The sequence below is a fragment of the Zunongwangia profunda SM-A87 genome, assembly GCF_000023465.1.
GTDB classification, from domain to species: Bacteria; Bacteroidota; Bacteroidia; order Flavobacteriales; family Flavobacteriaceae; genus Zunongwangia; species Zunongwangia profunda.
Genome location: NC_014041.1, coordinates 345,795 through 367,190, shown reverse-complemented (window position 1 = coordinate 367,190; position 21,396 = coordinate 345,795). Strand labels below are relative to the sequence as shown.

General features: G+C 36.6%; 15 protein-coding genes and 1 tRNA gene. 5 read left to right on the top strand and 11 right to left on the bottom strand.

Annotated features, from left to right (window positions below; all coding sequences use genetic code 11):
• From ZPR_RS01720 to ZPR_RS01690, 7 genes are all read right to left on the bottom strand, one after another.
• Entirely contained in the window at window positions 1-1,191 is a 1,191-nt protein-coding gene (locus ZPR_RS01720; RefSeq protein WP_049771404.1) for a glycoside hydrolase family 130 protein, read from the bottom strand.
• A 17-nt stretch (window positions 1,192-1,208) separates the two neighbouring features.
• Window positions 1,209-3,044 (bottom strand): sodium:solute symporter family protein, encoded by a 1,836-nt coding sequence (locus ZPR_RS01715; RefSeq protein WP_013069868.1) that lies wholly within the window; start codon window positions 3,042-3,044, stop codon window positions 1,209-1,211.
• 140 nt (window positions 3,045-3,184) lie between these two features.
• Entirely contained in the window at window positions 3,185-4,153 is a 969-nt protein-coding gene (locus tag ZPR_RS01710) for a glycosyl hydrolase (RefSeq protein WP_083759711.1), read from the bottom strand.
• A gap of 149 nt (window positions 4,154-4,302) precedes the next feature.
• Window positions 4,303-5,499, bottom strand: a complete 1,197-nt coding sequence (locus tag ZPR_RS01705) for a glycoside hydrolase family 26 protein (protein ID WP_041578519.1) — start codon at window positions 5,497-5,499, stop codon at window positions 4,303-4,305.
• Between the two features lie 107 nt (window positions 5,500-5,606).
• On the bottom strand, window positions 5,607-6,545 hold the full coding sequence (locus ZPR_RS01700; protein WP_013069865.1) for a hypothetical protein: 939 nt from the start codon (window positions 6,543-6,545) through the stop codon (window positions 5,607-5,609).
• A gap of 32 nt (window positions 6,546-6,577) precedes the next feature.
• Entirely contained in the window at window positions 6,578-8,071 is a 1,494-nt protein-coding gene (locus ZPR_RS01695) for a RagB/SusD family nutrient uptake outer membrane protein (protein ID WP_013069864.1), read from the bottom strand.
• Window positions 8,072-8,080: 9 nt separating this feature from the next.
• On the bottom strand, window positions 8,081-11,239 hold the full coding sequence (locus ZPR_RS01690) for a SusC/RagA family TonB-linked outer membrane protein (protein ID WP_013069863.1): 3,159 nt from the start codon (window positions 11,237-11,239) through the stop codon (window positions 8,081-8,083).
• A gap of 246 nt (window positions 11,240-11,485) precedes the next feature.
• Between ZPR_RS01690 and ZPR_RS01685 the strand changes: the two genes are divergently transcribed.
• On the top strand, window positions 11,486-12,355 hold the full coding sequence (locus ZPR_RS01685) for an AraC family transcriptional regulator (RefSeq protein WP_013069862.1): 870 nt from the start codon (window positions 11,486-11,488) through the stop codon (window positions 12,353-12,355).
• Between the two features lie 111 nt (window positions 12,356-12,466).
• Here the strand turns inward: ZPR_RS01685 and ZPR_RS23990 are convergent, their stop codons facing one another.
• The 3 genes from ZPR_RS23990 to ZPR_RS01675 all read right to left on the bottom strand — a co-directional run bounded on the left by ZPR_RS23990 (window position 12,467) and on the right by ZPR_RS01675 (window position 13,362).
• Window positions 12,467-12,739, bottom strand: coding sequence for a phage integrase SAM-like domain-containing protein (locus ZPR_RS23990; protein WP_394329741.1), 273 nt, complete (start codon window positions 12,737-12,739; stop codon window positions 12,467-12,469).
• A 90-nt stretch (window positions 12,740-12,829) separates the two neighbouring features.
• Window positions 12,830-13,048 carry an Arm DNA-binding domain-containing protein gene (locus tag ZPR_RS23985; protein ID WP_083759710.1) on the bottom strand — a complete coding sequence of 73 codons (219 nt, stop codon included), beginning with the start codon at window positions 13,046-13,048 and terminating at the stop codon, window positions 12,830-12,832.
• 242 nt (window positions 13,049-13,290) lie between these two features.
• Window positions 13,291-13,362: transfer RNA gene (locus ZPR_RS01675), tRNA-Arg, on the bottom strand.
• Window positions 13,363-13,677: 315 nt separating this feature from the next.
• Here ZPR_RS01675 and ZPR_RS01670 point away from each other — a divergent pair.
• Both ZPR_RS01670 and ZPR_RS01665 read left to right on the top strand, forming a co-directional pair.
• A complete protein-coding gene (locus tag ZPR_RS01670) occupies window positions 13,678-14,628 on the top strand; it encodes a DUF1028 domain-containing protein (RefSeq protein WP_233421337.1) in 951 nt (316 codons plus the stop codon).
• 14 nt (window positions 14,629-14,642) lie between these two features.
• Entirely contained in the window at window positions 14,643-15,791 is a 1,149-nt protein-coding gene (locus ZPR_RS01665) for a DUF3095 family protein (protein WP_013069860.1), read from the top strand.
• Window positions 15,792-15,917: 126 nt separating this feature from the next.
• Here ZPR_RS01665 and ZPR_RS01660 read toward each other — a convergent pair whose 3' ends face one another.
• Window positions 15,918-17,471 carry a M20/M25/M40 family metallo-hydrolase gene (locus ZPR_RS01660; protein ID WP_013069859.1) on the bottom strand — a complete coding sequence of 518 codons (1,554 nt, stop codon included), beginning with the start codon at window positions 17,469-17,471 and terminating at the stop codon, window positions 15,918-15,920.
• A 240-nt stretch (window positions 17,472-17,711) separates the two neighbouring features.
• Between ZPR_RS01660 and ZPR_RS01655 the strand changes: the two genes are divergently transcribed.
• Both ZPR_RS01655 and ZPR_RS01650 read left to right on the top strand, forming a co-directional pair.
• Window positions 17,712-20,093, top strand: a complete 2,382-nt coding sequence (locus tag ZPR_RS01655; protein ID WP_013069858.1) for a S9 family peptidase — start codon at window positions 17,712-17,714, stop codon at window positions 20,091-20,093.
• A 5-nt stretch (window positions 20,094-20,098) separates the two neighbouring features.
• On the top strand, window positions 20,099-21,322 hold the full coding sequence (locus ZPR_RS01650) for a cysteine desulfurase-like protein (protein WP_013069857.1): 1,224 nt from the start codon (window positions 20,099-20,101) through the stop codon (window positions 21,320-21,322).
• The last annotated feature ends 74 nt before the right edge of the window (window positions 21,323-21,396 follow it).

The window sequence follows — 21,396 nt, the reverse complement described above, 5'->3', positions numbered from 1 at the left end:
TTATAATAATGATTTATTTCTATCAATCAATTCAATAATCGTATTTACTGAAGATGCTGAAGTAAAGCCATCTTGAGGGGTATTTTTCACATAATCCAACAATTTTTCTACTGAGGAAACTGCCACGTGGCTCCTTGTATCAGAGGAAGCGTAATAAATATATACCTTGCCATCATCGTCTGCAATCCATCCATTAGCGAACAGCACATTAGGTACATCGCCCACGGTTTCTTGATAATCTGGAGCCATAAAATAACCTGCGGGTTGATAAGTGACTTTTGAGATATCATTAAGATCTGTCATAAATAGATACAAAGTATATCTCAATCCTCCCGCAGTATTTCTTACCCCGTGAGCCAAATGCAACCAACCTTCCTCAGTTTTTATGGGAGCTGGGCCCAAACCGTTTTTTAATTCATAAATAGTATGGTATACTTTATGGTTTACGATCTTTTCATCTTCCAGGACAGGGTTAGTTAAATCTTCTACATATCCCAAGCCTATACCTCCACCCTTTCCAACTTCTATAAAGCCATCTTGTGGACGAGTATATAGGGCATATTTTCCATTAACAAATTCCGGATGCAAAACTACGTTTCGTTGTTGTCCAGAGTTGGAAATAAGATCTGGAAGGCGCTCCCAGTTTACTAAATCTTTAGTTCTGGCTATACCTGCATTTGCTACTGCAGCAGATGTATCTGGATTAGACTTATCTTTTCTCTCTGTACAAAATATCCCATAAATCCACCCATCTTCGTGAAGGGTCAGCCTCATATCATAAACATTTGTATCAGGTTCACCTGTCTGAGGCAAAACAACCGGCTTATCCCAAAATTGAAAATTATCTACACCATTAGGGCTTTCTGCTATGGCAAAAAACGATTTTCGATCTGCACCCTCAACCCTTAAAGCTAGGATATATTTTCCTTTCCATTTTAGGGCACCTGGATTGAAGGTAGCATTGATCCCTATTCTTTCAAGACCCAATGGATTTGTTTCTGAATTGAAATCATAACGCCAATGCAAGGGTGCATGAGCCGCGGTCACAACTGGGTTTTGATATCTCTGAACTATGCCGTTAGATTCGGGTTGTGGCTTATTAGGTTTCTGAAGAAATTCCTGATGATTATTCATAAGGGCTTCGTACTGACAAATTTTTTTGACTTTAGTAGCTTGTTTAGTTATACTCATTGTTCGTTTCTTAAGTTTTATTTTAAGTTTATATTTTCTTCATTTTTAATATGATCCCACCAATTTTTCTTTAAAATAATTACACATATAACAAGAACAGCAATGGCAACTAGAAAAGGAATATTTTCGTGTAAAATGAGATAAAGAGGAATTAGTACCAGTAAAGTTTGAGCTATCACTCCTACTAATACGTTGAACATATCCCTTGAAAAATTAGTGTTCTTCTCAAATTGCGGATCTTCTTTTTTAACCTTTTCAAGAATAGGTTTCCAAAAACCCCAAGGTTTAGTTTTTTTATAAAAATCTATTAGTACTTTTTCACTAGTAGGAGCGAAAGAATAAGCGCCGATAATGCTTCCTGCAAGAGATATAACTAATATAACGGGGAAATAGTAAAGATCAAGGGTATCAGTTAGTAATGGAATTATCATTGCCGGAATTATTCCCGAAACCATACCCCAAAAATATCCTTCTCCGTTAAACCTCCACCAGTACCATTTCAAAGTGTTAGAAATCACATAACTTCCATAAAGTGCAGAAACGATCCATTGTAAAATTGAATTCACATCAAGAACAAAGAAGCCCAGTACAATGCTTATCAAAACTACAATGATTCCACTTCCATAATTCATATTTTTCACTCCTTTAGAAGAAGCTTCAGGATTATATTTCAGATAAATATCATTGACTAGATAGGCTTGAGCGGCATTGAGGGTTCCAGCAAATGTTGACATGAAAGCCGCCAGTAATCCTGCCAGTAAAAGGCCTAGTAATCCGACCGGTACAAATTGTTCAATTGCTGCAGGCAATATTTTCTCAAAATCTAGAATACCAGCTGTTTCAAGTCTCAATTCATCATAAAATAGAATAGCTAAGATTGAAAAACCTCCTACCATTAAATATCTTGTTGGAATTAAAGCTGCTAGTGAAAAAGCAGACATTTTTGCCGCTTCTAGGGGAGATTTGGTAGAAAGGATTTTCTGCATATCGTAATTAGGTGCCGGACCTGCAATACTGGAAAGAATTCCTTTAAAAACCATCAACATAAAAAACAAACCGAATAGCGAATATTGATCAGAAGCTATTTTAGCATTTACTTCATCAATAATTCCGGTCCAGTCGATATCCAGCTCCCAACCAAATAATGGGTTTGACCAGCCTTCTGGAACGTTAAGTGTATTATCTCCCATTGCATGCCATGCAATAACAGCAATGGCAATTGATGAAATGGTCATAATAGAATATTGTAAAACATCTGTCCATACAATACCTGACATTCCTCCAAGAATAGAATAAAAAACCGCAAATAATGTGAAAATAATACCGTAAAAATGAGGTATGTACTCGGCAGGAACATTGAAAGGAATGTATGCAGATACTACATCCCAAGGAATAAAGATTTCAACAAATTTTCCAAGTCCTATAAATCCATACGCTAAAAACCCCAGACAACTTAAAATAGCAAATACGACAATAATGCTATGGGATCTATTTCCTCCTTTACCCTTTCCAAATCTAAAATGTATCCACTCCGCGCCTGTTGTTACCTGCGAGCGCCGCAACCAGGTTGCAAGAAAAATCATTAGAAAAACCTGATTAAAAACAGGCCATAACCAAGGAATCCATATGCTTTTTAAGCCATATACAAAAGTGAGTGTAACAAGCCACATTGTGCCCGAAATATCGAACATACCTGACGCGTTAGACAATCCCAGCATGTACCAAGGTAAATCTTTGCCCCCTAAGAGATAATCATCTTTACTTTTTTGAGCCTTTTTTCTTAAAGCTAAACCTATTAATATAGTTGCAATCAAGTAGGCTATAATAATTGCAATATCTAAACCTTGTAACATAAAATAATTGTTAAACTAAAAATTGTAATTACGTTTCTAAAACCATTTAAATAATTTGACTTTGCACATTATCTGGTAGCGAAATAATTAAATCGTCTAAATACTAATTTTGCAAAGAATGAAGCACTTTAAAATACCGTTTAGTTCCAGCCAGGCATCTCGTCACGGGTAATTACGCTCTTATGCTTATAAATTTCCTTTATTTGCTCTTCGGTGTTACTCTCTTTCACTAATTCGGCCCAAGGCATAAAGAACACCCACCTTTTTTGATTTTCTAGAACTGAAGCACTAGGAACCTTGGAACATTCACCTATGGCCATTGGTTTATCACCTACTATTGGTAAAATATAATTGTACCAAGATATATCATAACCGTTATCATAAATGTCAAAAGCAAACACATCCCAATATTCATCACCTGGATTATAATCTTCAAAATCTCTACTAAGATCCTGCATATCCCAAACCCAAATAAGGTTGGATAATCCCTTAGTCTTGGTCAAATAATCGTGAGTAAGCCTATATAAAGCCGCTGTTCCATTAGGACCAGGACGACCAGCCCACCAAAAAAGTCCTTGATTCATTTCGTGGAATGGCCTGAAAAGAACCTCTACACCCTCGTCTTCTAAAAATTGAAGATATACTGCAATATCATCCATTCTGGAAATCCATTTGTTATATAATGCACTATCAGGAGTTAAAAGCTCATTCCACTGCGCATCAGTTAATTGCGCATTAAGTAAACCGGTATCCCATTCGCAAGGTTCTCCTATATCAGGAGGGCATCCGTGCCACATCAAATTAATAATAGCTCCATTATTCCATTGTTCCCTGGCCTCATGAATCATAATCCATCTATTGTCGATATCGTCTTTTTGAAAAAGAAAATCTCCACTCCACAAAGCAGGATATTTATCCGTGGTTTCCTTTATATATTCCGTCCACTTATCTGGATCTGAATTTGGCTCCTTATTATGTTGCCCGGCCATAATCTTTCCTCCAGAGATCTTATATAAATATTCCAATACTTTGGAGTCTTGGCTGTAGGTATCTGTAATAGAAAACGAAATAAAAAGGTATATTAATAATTTTACAGAAAGAGTATTCATTTTTATATTTTAATTATTATTGTCCATTTCTATTGGTGCATTTTAAGATTGAATACACCAATAGAAATTTGAAGGTAAACGGTATAACCTACTTGTTTTAAACAAACTACTATTGTCTTTGAGTAAATGTTTATGTTGTCAAACTACTGTCAATTTACGGTCACGCCATCTGGCATTCTATACATATCCGGTAGGTCACCACTGAAAAGAGTAAATGAGCTTTCATAAAATTCCACAAAATTATCAGCAGAACTATGTCCTATATAAGGTCCATAAAAATGGTGACCAGAATGGGAAGGATCGTATTTATTTCTCCACATAATAACCATACTAATATCCTTTCCTATAATTGGATTTAAAATTTCTTCTGTCCAATACATTGGATATTCCTGCCCATTTCCTTGGCGAATACCTTCTATTCCTGTTTCAGTAATACCAACTGGCTTTTGCTTTTCTTTAGAAAGTTCTGCAAGATTTCGAGTGTTTATAGTAAGTGCAGTACTATTAGTGCCGTGATAACTATCCAAACCTATAAAATCTACATAGTTATCTCCTGGCCATCTATATAGAAGGTTACTTTTGGTTCCAACCCCATCTAATTGAGGAGATATGGCATAAATAAGATTGTGAACTCCTTTTTCATTTTTGAGATAATCAACAGTAAATTTCCACAGATTAATAAATTCCTCCTGCGTAGTATTACTGGTTCCCCACCAGGACCACGACTGGGTATGCTCATGAAAAGGCCGAAAAATAATTGGGATTGCATTTCCTTTATCATCCTTTAAATCCTTTACGAAAACCGCTAATTTATCGAGCCATGATTTAAAGACAATATTTGCTTGACTCCCGCTACTCAAAATTTCCTTTGCTACCGTAGAATTAGAATTATCCCATGAATCTCCACCTGTTACTGGATTATTTAAATGAGCATTGGCCATTATCACCTCACCTCGTCCTCTAGCCTCAAGAATAGTACGCTTTCTGTGCTCGTTCATTGTATTGCCTTCACTCCTGCCATCCATGATTTCTGCAAAGTCAATACTGTAAACCGCAGGATAATCTCCTGACACCTCTTTTACATCAGACCTACCTTGTTCTGTTATCCAATCCCGTCCATATAGTAAAGCGTCATGGTGGCCGAACATGAATCCCTTTGACTGAATTTGCCAGAGATTAGAATATAGCGCTTTTGTTTCCAGAGTAGCATTATTATCCACAAGCTTTAAAGCAATTTCTGTTGTTTTTTCCCCCTCATCAACTATAGGTGAATCAACATTATCTGAAGAGCACGAAGTGCCCAAAAGATAAAGGTTTATTAGTAATATTATTTTAACTATTTTCATGACTGTAATTGTTATGTTGAATTTAATGCAGTATCCCCTTATGATATTCTTTGCCTAAATTTTGACAAAGAATACCGTGATTATTTTATAATCAGCTAAGGGAATGGCTAAAGCTTAGTTAGGTCAATCCAAAATTTTCTGGGATTCTTAACAAATTTGTCATAATCTGAGTAAATTTTGTCCCAGTCATTGGTTCCATTCAAATTGAATACAAGTGCATTTTGAGTTATTGTTTTACTCAATCCATTACCCAGATCTTCAGTACCTGCTCCAACAAAATTCCCAGAAACACTGGTTCCATCAGAAAATGTAATAATTAGGTTTCCGGTATTATAGTTACGCAACCAGGTACCTTCTCCTTTAGGAATTTTCCTATAATAATGGTTAACATCAGTAACTGGATCTGCTACAAAAGTAAAGTCAGCATAAAGTCCATCTGGCCCGGGATCATTAATAATTTTACCGTAAGTATTTCCTTCTTCTGTAATCCCCTCAATTTCAAATGTAATTGTATTATCCAATTCCGCTTGAGGACCATCTGTTTCCGGCCACACCCAAGGCTTACTTGTCAATGGTAGAACTGCACCACCTCCATACTCAGGCCCTGTACCTCCATAGACTACAAGATTTGTTATATCATAGGTTCCTAAAATTGTTTCTTGAAAGGAAGTAACATAAATTGTATACTCGCGAGTCTTTCCAGTTGGTGAACTAACAGATATAGTTGCACTTTGATCGTTATTTTCAAAATTTAAAGTTTCTCCAGGTTTTAAGGAGGCTTTAGCTCCATAAGAAAGCTCTATAGTTTCAAGACTAATGGCACTCAAATCAGGCACAGCATCTACATTGATAGCAGTAATTATTGTTCCGCTATTTTCATCATTTCGTAATACTTCAGCTTTTCCAACCTGGTTCTGAAATGCTATATTTATAATACTTCTTTCATTATTCCATTCACCAGATTCTATTTCCTCTAAAGGATCCTTTACACAGGAAAGTGCGATAGAAATAAGAATAAATGCTAATATTTTCTTTAAATTATTCATAGTATAAGTTTCTAAATGAATTTTTTAGATAATTACAAACCTTGATTTAGATCTATTTCAATTTGAGGTAAAGGGTAAAATGCTACCTGTTCTGGGGACAATCCCGAAGCCTCCTCTACTAAAGTGGTAACTTTATTAAATCTTCTGAGATCCGGAAGTCTATGTCCTTCGAAGGCAAGCTCCCAAGCTCGCTCCTGAAGAATAGCTTCTCTAAATTCCTCCAATCCCAGATTTGGATTGAGAGGCTCTACGCCCGCTCTTTCTCTAATGTAATTGACTAATTCATAAGCTTCTGGTGTAGGACCGACTGCTTCAGCATAAACCAATGCAACATCTGAAAACCGGATCAAGTAAGGTTTAGTGCTGGTCTTGTCTCCAATGAATAATGGATCTACATATTTTCTTGAAAAACGGTATTGAAAATCATTTGGATAATTAGCTATTAAATCTCCGCTTTGGTTATATACTGAATCTATTATCATCAATTCAGCTCTTAAATCATTTTCAGGAAATGAAGCATAAAAGGTCTCCTTTGTTTGAAAAGTTCCAAAACCATCATGGGATTTGGTAAAATTCCCGTTCTTATCATCTAAATAAATATCCCCACCAGCGATATATGGGATGAAGAGCTTTGAAATTTTGGAGTAATCGCCTTCAATCATTCCAGTCCGATCCATTGACATAAGAAAAATGTGTTCCGGTCCTTTAGGTTTTTCTACATCAAAAATATCTAACAGATTATCGTCAAACCTATAAACTGACTGATCATATAAAACCTTTCCCGAAAAATGAGCTACGCTATCATACATTTGCTTCACATCTCTATCCATCTCACTATAAAGTGGCACATTATTCTCTTTGGCTGAAGCAATAAAAAGATAAGCCTTAGCCGCTAGGGATTGAGCGGCAACCTTGTCTGCCCTTCCTGTTCTCTGATCTATACCTAAAAGTTCTTCTGCTTTTCTAACATCTGAGAGAATCAGATTATATACTTCATCGAGATTTGTTGCCAAGGGAGCTGCAGTTTGGTCAAGAGTTGAAACGTTTGTAGTATGGATAGGAACTAATCCAAAGTATCGTACAAGATTGAAATAATTCCAGGCTCTTAAGAAGTATGCCTCGCCAAGATAGCGATTTTTAATATCCATATCTATTTGAGCTCCTGGAGCCTGATCAATAATAATATTAGCTCTGTTAATCGCTATGTAAGCATATTTGAAGAAATTTACCAATTTAGGATTCGTAGGGTAATTTTGAATTTGCCAGCTGTCTAGCTCTTGAGAGCCTGCACCTTCATCTGGTTTTATACCAACAGTTTCGGAAGGTAAATCTCCCAGGTAGAAGATTGTTCTGGAATATTCTAAAAAGGTAAGCGCGTCATAAGCATATCCCACCCCTGCTTCAAAATCCTCAGCTGATTTAAGAAAGTTATCCTCAGAATAAAAACCATAAGGCTCTTCCTTAAGATCACATGAACTTATAAGTCCTGCGCATAAGAGAATCAAAAGTATATTTTTCGTATTCATAATTATATTTTAAAATGTTAATGTCAAACCTATTGTACCTTGTCTCAACCTGGGATAACCTCCCCAGTAAATACCATCACCCCCAACTTCAGGATCATAACCATCAAATTTTGTAAAGGTGTAAAGGTTAGTTGCGTTCACGAATACACGTGCTGATACCAAAGAATCAATCTCAAAAGAATATCCTAGGTTTAAGTTTTGGATGCGAACAAAAGAGCCATCTTCTATCCACCAATCAGAAAATTCTACTTGACGCCCGTCTCTTAAACTTGGAAAACTATTAGTTGGATTATCTGGAGTCCAACGTAATGGCTGGTTACTAGGTTGATTAAAAGACTGCGTATTCAGGACGTCATTTCCAAAAACTCCATTAAAGAAAATGCTTGCATCAAACTTTTTATAATTTAGACTTAAATTAAAACTAGCCGTAAAATCCGGGTTGGGATCTCCAATGATTGTTCGATCATCAACCGAAATCACACCATCACCATTAACATCTACATATTTAAACTCTCCTGGTTGTGCCAAATCTCCTTCCAACCCGGCTGAAACCCCTTCTTCTAAATTCTGAACAATTCCATCGGTTTTATAGCCATAGAATACATTTACCGGCTGGCCGACTGCTAAAAGATTCGGAAAGGCTCTAAACATCGCTAAGCTATTCCCTGAAAATCTAAATTCCATTCCTGTATTAGGATCAATTAAATTTCCGGATTCTGTGGTGCTACCCAAACCGGTAACTTCATTACGGTTTCTGTAAAAAATAGCGGTGGCACCTAGAGTAAAATCATTGCTTTGTATTAAAGTTCCGTCAAGTGTCAATTCTATTCCTTTGTTTGCTATTGAACCTTCATTCACCCACATTCTATCAAACCCCGACGAGATAGGTAAAATTCTTTCCTGAAGGAGATCATCAGTATGTTTTTCATAGTAGTCAAAAATTACCTGTAGCCGATCGTTAAAAAAGCCCATGTCAACACCAAAATCAACTTGTGCAGTGGTTTCCCATTTTAGATCAGGATTTGGAATTCCTCCCCATAATACTTCTATTCCTCCTTGTCCTGTTCTTCCAACCTCATAACCTGGCCCTATTACGGTAACCCAGTTTCCATTGTTGTAATATTCGCTCACCCCATAGCGACTTAAGGTTTGATATGGAGAAATTCCTTGATTTCCGGAAATTCCATAACTAGCTCTGAACTTTAGTAGGTCAAAAATCTCTAATTCCTTAATAAAATTCTCTTCACCAGCTTTCCAGCCAATTGCTCCTGATGGGAAAATAGCCCATTTATTATTTTCTCCGAATTTAGAAGAGCCGTCAGCTCTGGAGGTAAATGTGAAAAGGTATTTCTCCCTGAATTCATAATTCACTCTAAAAATACCAGAGACCAGTTCTGTCTCTATAAGGTTATTTCCAACAGTATTTCTTTCAGGGTTTCCTGCACCTAAATTTTCATTTTGAAGAACTTCATTAACAAAATCGCTGGCTCCTAAATTGGAAGTTCGGATAACATCATTTTGATACGAAAATCCTGCTGTGACGCCTAATTTGTGTACTCCGAATGTTTTGTTGTAGTTGGCGAATGTTTCTGAAATAATAGTCTCTGCCTGATAGTTTCCGATAGATGCAACACCGTTATTAAATTCACCTGCCTCGGTATATGTCTTAGGAAAATACTGATCTGAAATTGAGTTTCCGAATTTATAATTCAATCTTGAAGTGAGTTTAAGAGAAGGAATAATGTCCCATTCTAGTCCCAAAAAGCTTAGAAAATCAATGGTTTTATTTTTATTCACCCTATTTTCTGTTAATGCTATTGGATGATTAAAATCATTGTTATTAGTAAGATAATAATCTCCATTTTCATCATAAACTGGTATAATAGGACTTCTCCAATAAGCTAATCCGCCATTGTTGTTTCGTTTACCTTTAGAACCAATACTTGAAAAGGTAATCCTGAAATTATCGTACAATTTATGATCTACATTCAGGTTATAATTAAATTTTGAATAATCATCTTCTATATATACCCCCTGCTCTGTAAAATAATTACCGCTAAAGCTAAAATTCGTTTTCTCATTTGAACTTGAAACGTCAATTGTGGTGCTATTGTTAATAGGAGTATCTCTAAAAACTATGTCATCCCATCTTACGTTATGCGGCCAATCACCATTTTGTAATTCCTGAACTGAAGGATAATAAAGACCCGTTGAAGCGACCTCTCCAATATATAAAGGAGGGAAACCTCCATTTATTCTCGATTCATTGCTAAGCTGAGCTAATAAAACAGGATTTCTCCAAAGGTTCAGCTCAGATGTAAATTGGGAAACAGTGGTTTGTTGACGAACATTTATAACAGTTTTACCATTTTTTGGATTCCGAGTAGTAACAAGAATTACACCGTTGGCACCTCGAGAACCATAAATAGCAGATGCAGAAGCATCTTTTAAAATTTCGATAGACTCAATATCTGCAGGATTTATTTGTTGAAGGTTACCTGCATCTCCAATGGGAAACCCATCAACTACCAAGAGTGGAGAATTAGATCCGCGAAGTGAACTCCCACCTCGGATCCTTACAGAAGCCCCTGCACCTGGAGCCTGAGATGAAGTTGTAATTTGAAGTCCAGCTACCCGCCCCTGAAGAAGAGATTCGACCGATCCACCAGGTATGTCTTTTAATTGCTCTACCTCAACCTGAGAAACAGAACCTGTAACATCACTACGCTTAACAGTACCTCCATACCCCACAATCATCACCTCATCCAAAGCTCCAATTGCTGCTTCCATAACAACCTTAATAATTGTCCTAGAATTTACAGGAACCTCTTGCGTATCAAATCCCAAGAAACCAAATACTAGAACAGCATCTTCAGGCACATCTTCAATAGAAAAATTTCCGTCAAAATCTGTGGTTACCCCCTTACTTGTTCCCTTTACAAGTATATTTACTCCTGGCAATGGAACCGATTCAGAATCTACAACCGTTCCAGTTATGTCAATACGGCTCTCCTGCAAGTTTAAAGCCGAGATCTCTGAAGATTTACTCAAAAGACCTAAAAAGAAAACAAACAAAAAAGCAAGCTTCACTTTTGCTATAAACTCAATTGCAGGAAAATAAATTTTTCCCTCCTGAACATATTTTTTTATCATTTTATCAGAAATCATAAATTAATTTAAAGATTACACAATACGCAAACGTTTGAATAGGTTTACAAGGCAAAGATATCCGAACACTTAAAGTTTTGTTAATCCTATTTTATCATTTTCTACTAATATTTTTTCTATTGATTATTTTTAGAGAAATGTATTTGATGATGTTATTGCAAAGAATTTTTTTAAGCTCTACATTTCTCAAAAATTATTTCTTCCGATTATAAATAGTAGATACCTATATTAAAATCCATACAACTAATGCAAACCAATATTCACAGGGAAATCACTCCATTATCACCTCAAGATAGTTTTTTAGTGTTCGATCGTATTAAAGAGAAATTTGATTTTCCAATTCATTTTCACCCAGAATTTGAGCTTAATTTTATTTTAAACGGGAAAGGAGTTAGAAGAATAGCAGGAGACAGTATGGAGGAAATAGGCAATATTGAGCTTGTGCTAATTGGACCTAATTTACAACATGGTTGGGAACAACATAAATGTATAAATACGGACATTCAAGAAATAACCGTTCAATTTCACAATGATCTGTTTGACAGTAAGTTATTGTCTAGAAAAATAATGAAACCTATCAGAGATCTTTTTCAGCGATCAGCCCACGGCATACTCTTCTCAGAAAAAATAGCAGAAGAAATAAAACCAAAGTTGCTAAATTTGTCAAAAATTGCCGGAATTGATTACTTCCTTGAACTGATATCTATTCTTCATGATCTTGCCAATTCAAGAAACCAAAAATTATTATCATCATATATCTCTAGCAACAAAGATTTTGAAAACAGTGATAAAATCAAAATTATTTATGATTACGTTCAGCAAAACTACCAGAAAAAGATTTCTCTCTCAGAGGCTTCTGATCTTGTCAATATGACTCCAATTTCCTTCAATAGGTTTATAAAAAAGAGAACCGGAAAAACATTCATTGAATATGTAAATGACACCCGAATCGGTTATGCTTCAAGATGGTTAATCGAAAAGGAATTAAGTATTTCAGAAATTGCATACTTATGTGGCTTTAATATTGCTAATTTTAATAGAGTTTTTAAAAAAGCCAAAAATTGCACACCTAGTGAGTATCGACTAGAGTTCAGGGGTATAAAAAGAGTTTTATAAATTTAATAATGATTTCAAGGGTCATATCTTGAATCTTTTCTTAAGTAATAATATTATAATCAACTTCCATCACCATCTGATCCAGCTTAATAAATATAATCAGAATTTGGTTTAAGCTAAAAACTGTCTTACAAATGGGGGTACTTCAATATGCTTCATCACCGCGTTATGCTGTAAATTTCCTTTATGAGTGTTTGATTTAATCAACCTTAGGAAATTGTCGAATCTAAGAACGAAGCTATAGTCCAATTCCTGCAGGTAATAATCTGTTCTATTGTATTCCTTTTTGATGAACCTGCGTACATAATTCTGGCTGGTTATATAGAGCCGTGAAGTATTAGGGCTTAATTTGGAAAAGCAGGTGGTGTTTTGGTATTCAAATATATCTTCCAGAGAATAGAGTTTTCCTTCTTCTCCAAAGTATTTCTTTTTGATATTCTCAACTGTTCTAAGCTTGCCTTCAATGCGTAATTCCTAATAGCATTGAAAGAACCTTGAATATTCCTGATGTAAAAATTCATTGAATTCCAACGAAAAAGCATCTGTTCCCGTTAATCGCTGAGCCCAAGAATCCCACAAAGAGAGGTTTACCTTTCGCTTTAAACTGATGTTCAGTTTCTTGTTATCAACAGATATACGGACGTATACCAGTGCTTCTCCATTTTTGGCTCTTTGCTCATAGACCCAAAACAGGACTGAAAATGTTGAAGTAGTTCACATGATTTGAAGTGTTTAAATGAAACATGTTTGCGAAAGTCAAATCAGTGATATGTAGATAAAAGACTAAATCAATCGATAATTTTTGTTGACAAAATGTTGACGATCTGCGCGACGAAAAGCACAAATTCAATTAAAATTAAAAAATGTCAAAAAACATTAAAACACTGTATATCATAATATTAACGCTTATTTGATATAGTCTAAAACCTACTCTGTAGCCTCGCCAGGAATCGAACCTGGATCTAAAGTTTAGGAAACTTCTATTCTATCCGTTGAACTACGAGGCCATTTTTCTTTGGCAACACAAAAATAAAAATGTTTTTATTATGGAAACGCTATACTCGTTAAAACTTCCCTAAGAATATCAATAAGATCACATCCAAGTGAATACAGGATGCTCTAGATTAAAGACTAATATTATCGGCTAAATATTCTGTTACTCAACACCTAGCGAGCAGGTCTGGGACATCGCGTCTTAATTATCTAGTAAAATTTAAAAAAATCGCGCTACAACTTCTGCCAAGATTGTATATTTAAATTAGTTTTTATTTATAGACGATCCCATGAAAAAGATTACATTATTTATTTTAATTAGTTTTTTTATGATAACAGCAAATGCTCAAAACGCCAATATCGATAAAGAAGCTTTTGCTCACACCTTCTCTATCGTTGCTAAAGATCCAGGAACCGGCGAAATGGCTATTGCAGTCCAAAGCCATTGGTTTTCTGTAGGCTCCTTGGTAAGTTGGGGTAAATCTGGGGTGGGCGTGGTAGCAACACAATCTTTTGTGAACCCCGCGTATGGTCCAAACGGACTTAAATTAATGAGCGGCGGAATGTCTGCTAAAGATGCTTTAGAGGAGTTAGTTAAACAGGATGAAGGCCGCGATTACAGACAGGTTGCCTTTTTAGATGTTCAGGGCAATGTTGCTGCCTATACAGGAAAACTTTGTGTGGAAGCTGCATCGCATATCGAAGGTGACAATTTTTCTGTGCAAGCCAATATGATGCTGAACAATAAGGTAGTTCCTGCTATGGCCGAAGCTTTTAAAGCCCATGAAAATCTTCCTTTAGCTGAAAAGATGATCGAAGTTCTAAAAGCGGCGCAAAATGCCGGTGGCGATATTCGTGGTAAACAATCGGCTGCACTTATCGTTGTAGGTCCCAAAAAAGTAGAAAACTCCTGGGAAGAAAAGAAAATCGATCTAAGAGTAGACGATCATCAAAATCCAATTCTGGAATTAGAGCGATTACTCAAGACTGCGCGAGCTTACGAACATATGAACAAAGGGGATCTAGCCGTCGAAAAAGGAGAGGTGGATATTGCTTTAGAAGAATATGGTATTGCGGAAGAAATGTTTCCTGATAATCTGGAAATGAAATTCTGGAAAGCAGTAGCTATGGCTAATAGTGACCGCCTGAAAGAGGCATTGCCTGTTTTTGCTACTATATTTGAAGAGGACGATAACTGGCGGGAAATGATTACCCGACTTCCAAAAGCAGGACTGTTAAATCTTACTGAGGAGGAAATAGATCAGATCACCGACCTGTAAAATCATGACTTAAAATGGCTAATAATAGCACCCGTTTTTATGAAAATCTGCCGGCTTTAAATATTCCGGTAAGTACACTTGTGGGAGATATTGGTCATTTTCATCGTGTTCCTGATAGCTGGCATATCGTTGCTGCCGATATTAAAAATTCGACCAAAGCTATTGCCAAAGGTCAGCATAATTCGGTTAACCTGATCGCTACAGGTGCTGTAATTGCCATCATTAATATTGCCTATAAGGCAAAAATTAATATTCCATTCTTTTTTGGCGGCGATGGTGCAATTGCTCTGGTACCCCAGGAAATTCTACACGAAACGCTTAATGCACTTCAGAAACATAAAAAAAATACCCTTAAAAACTTCAAATTAGAACTTAAAACCGGATCGCTTCCGGTAAAAACCATCTATCAGGAAAAGATTCAGCTTAAAATCGCCAAACTTAAGGTGAATGACGATCTAAATATCCCTGTTGTACTGGGGGATGCTTTGCATTATGCAGAAGACCTTATTAAGAATACCTTACCCCAACAGGAAATTATCCCAGATCATAAACCACTTGATCTGGAGGGCATGGAATGTAAATGGGATAAAATAAAGCCCCATAAAAACGGACAGGAAGTAGTTAGCTTAATCGTAATTTCTAAAGACGACACTAAATCCTCTAAAATTTTTGCTGAAGTACTTAAAGCTATCGATGATATTTATGGTTCACCCAGTCGTAGAAAGCCTATAACGGCAAGACGATTAAAACTGAAAGCAAACCTTCATAAAATCAATGCTGAAATGAAGGCTAAATTAGGCAAATTTAACCTTCCCTATCTTTTGAAAAGCTGGATGATTGGACAATATGGAAAACATATTTGGCTAAAAAAAGACAACTCAAAAATTTACCTTAAAAAACTAGTTGCCTTAACCGACACATTAACGATCGATGGCCGAATTAATACGGTCATTTCAGGAACACCTCAGCAAAGAGATGCACTTACCGGCTATTTAGACAATCTGGAAAATTCAGGAAAAATAGCTTATGGGATTCATGTTAGTGAAGAAAGCATTATGTCTTGCTATGTACGGGATATTAACACCCACGAACATATTCACTTTGTAGACGGCGGTAATGGCGGATATACAAAAGCAGCTAAAAGTTTAAAGCGTAAACCCTAAACTATTAACTGCTTTATGATTAATCTTAGAAATTATCGAATCGCTGTAAACCAGCCAAGCCAATAGGCATTTATCAGCCCTTTGGTTTTGAGCGTTAGGAATTCTTAATTAAAACCTTAAGCGGGATTAATCTAAACCTCCTCTACGGGTCGCATCTCTGGGTTCTGGCCAGGTAGATTGCTCACCTGTTCTTTGATTTATAGGAAGAACACGTTGCTTTCTGGAAGTCTTATCAGCGTCTTCACTTGCTTTATAGGCTAAGATGGCAGCAAGGATGGCATTGCTTTGCACATCGTCCCAAACAATTTTATCATAGGTGTCACGGTTAGTATGCCAGGTATAATTCCAATACGACCAGCTTAGTGAACTTAAATTAAAAGCCGGTGCTCCTGCCGCAAGAAAAGAAGCATAATCTGATCCTCCTCTACCAGGCATTCCCGGAAAATTGGTTTCAATCTGGTTAGAAATACTATCCGGCACTGCAGATAGCCAGTCTCCTAAATAATCGTAAGCGTCTACCAATCCATTTCCAGAAAGATTAACTACACGCCCAGTACCATTATCCTGATTGAAAACGGCCTGGATATTTTCTACAATTTCAGGGTGATCTTTTACAAAGGCACGAGAACCATTCAATCCCTGTTCTTCACTTCCCCAGTGACCGGCAATAATGGTACGTTTAGGATTTGGATATACTTTTTTAAGAATACGCATTGCTTCCATAATTACTAGAGTACCTGTACCATTATCGGTAGCCCCGGTTCCTCCATCCCAACTATCAAAATGCGCGGAAAGCACAATATATTCTTCAGGTTTTTCTGAACCTTCAATGCTTGCGATTGTATTAAATGTTGGTACTTCACCAAGATCTTTAGAAGTAGCTACGATATGAAGCTCTGGTTTGTCTCCGTTTTCTGCCATTCTGAACACCAAACCATAATCCTCCAAAGATAGATCTACAGTAGGAATGTCCCTGGTATAAGCAGAAAATACTTTGTTCACACCAAAACCACTAGACCAGTTTAGAGTGATAATACCCTCTGCTCCTGCTTTCTCTAAAATTTCAGGCAATTCTCTTGAAGAATATCCGGTAGCTTTTATACGCGCTCTCCAGTCATTTTCAGCTTCAGATCGTTCTTTTTTCATTTTTTCAAATGACTGTTCTGTTGCCCATTCTTCCCAGTTATAATCAGGACGGCCGGTTGGCTCGTTAAAAGACAACAATACAAACTTTCCTTTTACCTGGTTTAATTTAGATTGAAAATCGGCCGAGTCTTTCGCTTCTGGTAAAATTATAGCCTCAGCGGTAACTCCTTTTTTCGATGTCGATGGGCTCCATGCTAATTGTCTTCCCTCTAAAGTTCGTAAACGAGGTGCTACAAGATCGATATGGGTAATCCCACGTTCCCAACCTTTCCAGGTACCCCATTGCTGATTTTCAGCAGCGATCCCCCAGTCGGCATAGGTTTTAACAGCCCAGTCATGTGCCTGTTCCATTTGTGGTGAACCTACGAGTCTTGGTCCTATAACGTCTAAAAGTTCATGGCCTAATTTTTTTAATTGAGAATTTTCGGTAGCCTCTGTAACGATTTCCTGTACCATGGGATCCGGCTGTTGTGCAAACGAAGTTGTCGCGGCCAATACCATAGATACAAAAGCTAGTTGTAATTTGGTTTTCATTGGATTTTGATTAATTATTGGTGAAATATAGCTCTCAAATATAAATATATTCTTTACCGAAATCATAGCTTAGCACCTATTATTCTTGAATCCGACAGTGTTTTTAAGTATATTGTGTGCAAATTTTAAGGCTTTTTTCACGGAAAGCTGAAGATTATATTTTTGAGAATTTTAGTTTCGAAAGCTTTATTTTTCGATTATAGAAATCTCACCACTAATTGAAATTCAATATTTACCTAAATGACAAAATTTACGCTTCGTTTTAGCAATTTCGCAATCCTGACATTTATTGCTTTTAGCAGCTTTTTATTGCAGGCACAGCAAAGTGATCTTTCTGTTGAAAAAATCATGCAGGATCCCAAATGGATGGGAACTTTTCCTTCTGGCATACATTGGGGAATAGAAAGTGAGAATATTTACTTTCAATATAACCTGGAAAATGATCCGGAAGATTCGTTATACAAAATCAACATTTCCAACCAATCAAAAATCATAAAAGTATCTCAGCAAGAAAAAGAAAATATGATTCCGCGATATGGTGATTATAACGACAAAAGAACCGAAATGCTATTTACTGAAAATGGGAAGCTGTTTTTATACAATATCAGGAAAGCATCTAAAAAAGAACTGATCGATCTGGGAGAGCGAATTATAGATCCTCAGTTTATGGCAGATGACTCCAAAATTTCATTCATTTTAAATGATAATGCCTTTATTTATGATCTGGATAAGGGAAGTATTACCAAATTAACCAATATCAATAAAGGAACAAAACGAGAGGAAAAAGAAAAAAAACTTTCAGATAAAAATGAATGGATACAGGATGAAAATCTGGAACTTTTAGAAGTTGTAAATCAACGCAAAGAAAAAGCAGAGGCTTCTAAAGTTTATCGTAAAAGTAAAGCTCGCGATGATTCTTATGCTTTTTATACCGGAGATAAGCAAATTTCAGGCATCAGCATTTCTCCTAATGGAAAATACGTAAGCTTCAATTTAATTAAAAGAGAACGCGGCGATAATACTGAAGTCCCTGATTATGTAGACCAGTCTGGATATACCAAGGAGCTACCTGCACGTTCTAAAGTGGGTGACGATAAAACCGAAGTGGAACTAGCTCTTTATAATATCGAAAAAGATACGGTCTTTATGGTAAGTACAGACCAACTTGAAGGGATTAAAGATTTACCAGATTATGTGAAAGATTATCCAGACAAAGAATGGGAAGAAAAAGTTCGCGAAGTCATTACCTCGCCAGCTTATTTTTCTGAAAATGGTGAGAAAGCCATCGTAAGCATCAGATCTAAAGATAATAAAGATCGTTGGATCGCTCAACTTCATCTTGAAGACGGCAGTCTTACTGTTCTGGATCGGCAACGTGACGAAGCCTGGATCGCAGGACCGGGACTGGGTTGGTCTTTTGGCGGTGGTACGCTTGGATGGTTACCCGATAACAAGCATATTTATTTTCAATCTGAAGCTACAGGATATTCTCATCTCTACGTATTGAATGTAGACAATGGAGAAAAAAAAGATCTCACTCCTGGTGATTATGAAGTTTTTGATCCCGAATTATCGAATAATAAAAAGTACTGGTATTTAACCACTTCAAAGGAAGGGCCTGATGTTCGACATTTTTATAAAATGCCGGTAATGGGAGGTAAAATGGAAAAGCTTACCAATATGACTGGTAACAACCAGGTATATCTTTCTCCAGACGAAAAGTATATGGCGATTTACTATTCGTACAGTAATAAACCATGGGAACTTTATCTTAAAAAAACCGGGAAAGGAGAGGCAAAACAGTTAACCAGCGGCCAATCTGAAGCATTTTCAAATTATGACTGGAGAATACCAAAACTTATAGAGTTTGAGGCTAAAGATGGCGCGATGGTGCCCGCAAGGCTATACACTCCAAGCGAAGAAACTAAAAACAACGCTGCTGTTGTTTTTGTGCATGGCGCAGGTTATTTGCAAAATGTGCATCAGTGGTGGTCTTCTTATTTTAGGGAATATATGTTCCATAATCTATTAACCGATTTAGGATACACCGTTATAGATATTGATTATCGCGGAAGTGCGGGTTACGGCCGCGACTGGAGAACCGGAATTTACCGCCACATGGGTGGCAAAGATTTATCAGACCAGGTTGACGGTGCAAAATACCTAATTAAAAACCATGATATCAATCCTGATAAAATCGGAATTTATGGGGGAAGTTACGGTGGATTTATTACCTTAATGGCTATGTTTACCGAGCCCGATACTTTTACTGCCGGCGCAGCATTAAGATCGGTAACCGACTGGGCACATTATAACCATGGATATACTTCAAATATTCTTAATGAGCCAATAAACGATCCTATCGCCTATCGTAGATCTTCCCCGATTTATTTTGCGGAAGGTTTAGAAGGAGATTTATTGATCGCCCACGGTATGGTAGATGTAAATGTACATTTTCAGGATGTGGTACGGCTTTCCCAACGTTTAATCGAATTAGGAAAAGATAACTGGGAGATGGCTATTTACCCGGTAGAAGATCATGGTTTTGTAGAACCAAGCAGCTGGACCGATGAGTATAGCAGAATACTCAAATTATTTAATGAAAGCCTTCTAAACAAATAGATTTTATGGATATAGAATTTGTTAGAAAACAGTTCCCTGCCCTCGATAAAGACTTCATCTTTATGGACAATGCGGGTGGTTCACAGATATTGGGAAAAGTTATTCAGCGAATTAACGGCTATTTAATTCATCATAACGTACAACTGGGAGCATCTTATAAAGTTAGTAAGGAAGCCGGCGAAAAACTGGCCTGGGCAACCAAACAAATAGCAAAATTTATAAATGCTAACCGAACCGAAGAGGTGATTATTGGGCCATCTTCGAGTATGCTTTTTAGAATCTTAAGCTTATCTATTAGCCGGAAATGGCAGGAAGGAGACGAAGTTATTGTCACCAATACCGATCATGAAGCCAACATTTCTCCCTGGACCGATTTAAAGGAGAAAGGAATAAAAATAAAGATTTGGAAAGCCAATCCGGAAACGATGGAACTTGAACTTTCGGAACTTAAAAAGCTACTTTCTAAAAAAACAAAACTAGTTGCTGTTACACATTGTTCTAATATTTTAGGAACTATAAATCCTATCAAAGAGATTACCCAAATGGTGCATCAAAATGGTTCGCTTGTTTGTGTAGACGGTGTGGCTTATGCACCGCACCGGCAAATTGATGTACAGGATTTAGACATCGATTTCTACACCTTTAGCTGGTATAAAACTTATGGCCCGCATTTAGCGTTGATGTATGGTAAATACGATTTGCTTTTAGAGATGGATGGTATTAACCACTATTTCTTTAAAAAAGACGATATCCCTTATAAATTTCAGCCGGGGAATTTCAATTTTGAGCTCACCTATAGTCTTTTAGGAATTACAGAGTATTTCCATGAATTTTACAAACAACACTTTCCAGAAGATAAAGATTCAGCGGTTTTAATGCTAAAAAAATCTTATGAAGTTATCGCTACGCATGAACAAAAACTGACAAAAAGACTTCTTGATTTTTTAAATGAACATCAAAAAGTAAAAATTATAGGAACTCCTGAAGCAGATGCTTTAAAAAGAGTTCCAACAATTTCATTTATACACGAGGATTTAAAAAGCAATGAAATCGTAGAACAAATTGATGACTATAGAATCGGAATTAGGTTTGGTGATTTCTACGCTAAAAAACTGGTGGAAGATTTTGACTTAACAAAGAACAACGGTGTGGTTCGTATCAGCTTAGTGCATTACAATACGGAGGAAGAAGTAAAACGACTCATCTGGGCGTTGGGTAAAGTGATTTAATATAGGAGTTAGATCGCTTTTCTTCTAGAACCTAGATGCTAGAAAAAACAAGGGGCTGAAATTCGATAATTTCA

Excerpts from the sequence above, each read along its gene's own strand:
- ZPR_RS01705 (WP_041578519.1), bottom strand. The coding sequence starts at position 5,499 with ATGAAAATAGTTAAAATAATATTACTAATAAACCTTTATCTTTTGGGC.
- ZPR_RS01695 (WP_013069864.1), bottom strand. The coding sequence starts at position 8,071 with ATGAATACGAAAAATATACTTTTGATTCTCTTATGCGCAGGACTTATA.
- ZPR_RS01670 (WP_233421337.1), top strand. The coding sequence starts at position 13,678 with ATGATAACAGCAAATGCTCAAAACGCCAATATCGATAAAGAAGCTTTT.
- ZPR_RS01685 (WP_013069862.1), top strand. The coding sequence starts at position 11,486 with ATGCAAACCAATATTCACAGGGAAATCACTCCATTATCACCTCAAGAT.
- ZPR_RS01710 (WP_083759711.1), bottom strand. The coding sequence starts at position 4,153 with ATGAATACTCTTTCTGTAAAATTATTAATATACCTTTTTATTTCGTTT.
- ZPR_RS01660 (WP_013069859.1), bottom strand. The coding sequence starts at position 17,471 with ATGAAAACCAAATTACAACTAGCTTTTGTATCTATGGTATTGGCCGCG.
- ZPR_RS01700 (WP_013069865.1), bottom strand. The coding sequence starts at position 6,545 with ATGAATAATTTAAAGAAAATATTAGCATTTATTCTTATTTCTATCGCA.
- ZPR_RS01715 (WP_013069868.1), bottom strand. The coding sequence starts at position 3,044 with ATGTTACAAGGTTTAGATATTGCAATTATTATAGCCTACTTGATTGCA.
- ZPR_RS01665 (WP_013069860.1), top strand. The coding sequence starts at position 14,643 with ATGGCTAATAATAGCACCCGTTTTTATGAAAATCTGCCGGCTTTAAAT.
- ZPR_RS01650 (WP_013069857.1), top strand. The coding sequence starts at position 20,099 with ATGGATATAGAATTTGTTAGAAAACAGTTCCCTGCCCTCGATAAAGAC.
- ZPR_RS01655 (WP_013069858.1), top strand. The coding sequence starts at position 17,712 with ATGACAAAATTTACGCTTCGTTTTAGCAATTTCGCAATCCTGACATTT.
- ZPR_RS01690 (WP_013069863.1), bottom strand. The coding sequence starts at position 11,239 with ATGATTTCTGATAAAATGATAAAAAAATATGTTCAGGAGGGAAAAATT.
- ZPR_RS01720 (WP_049771404.1), bottom strand. The coding sequence starts at position 1,191 with ATGAGTATAACTAAACAAGCTACTAAAGTCAAAAAAATTTGTCAGTAC.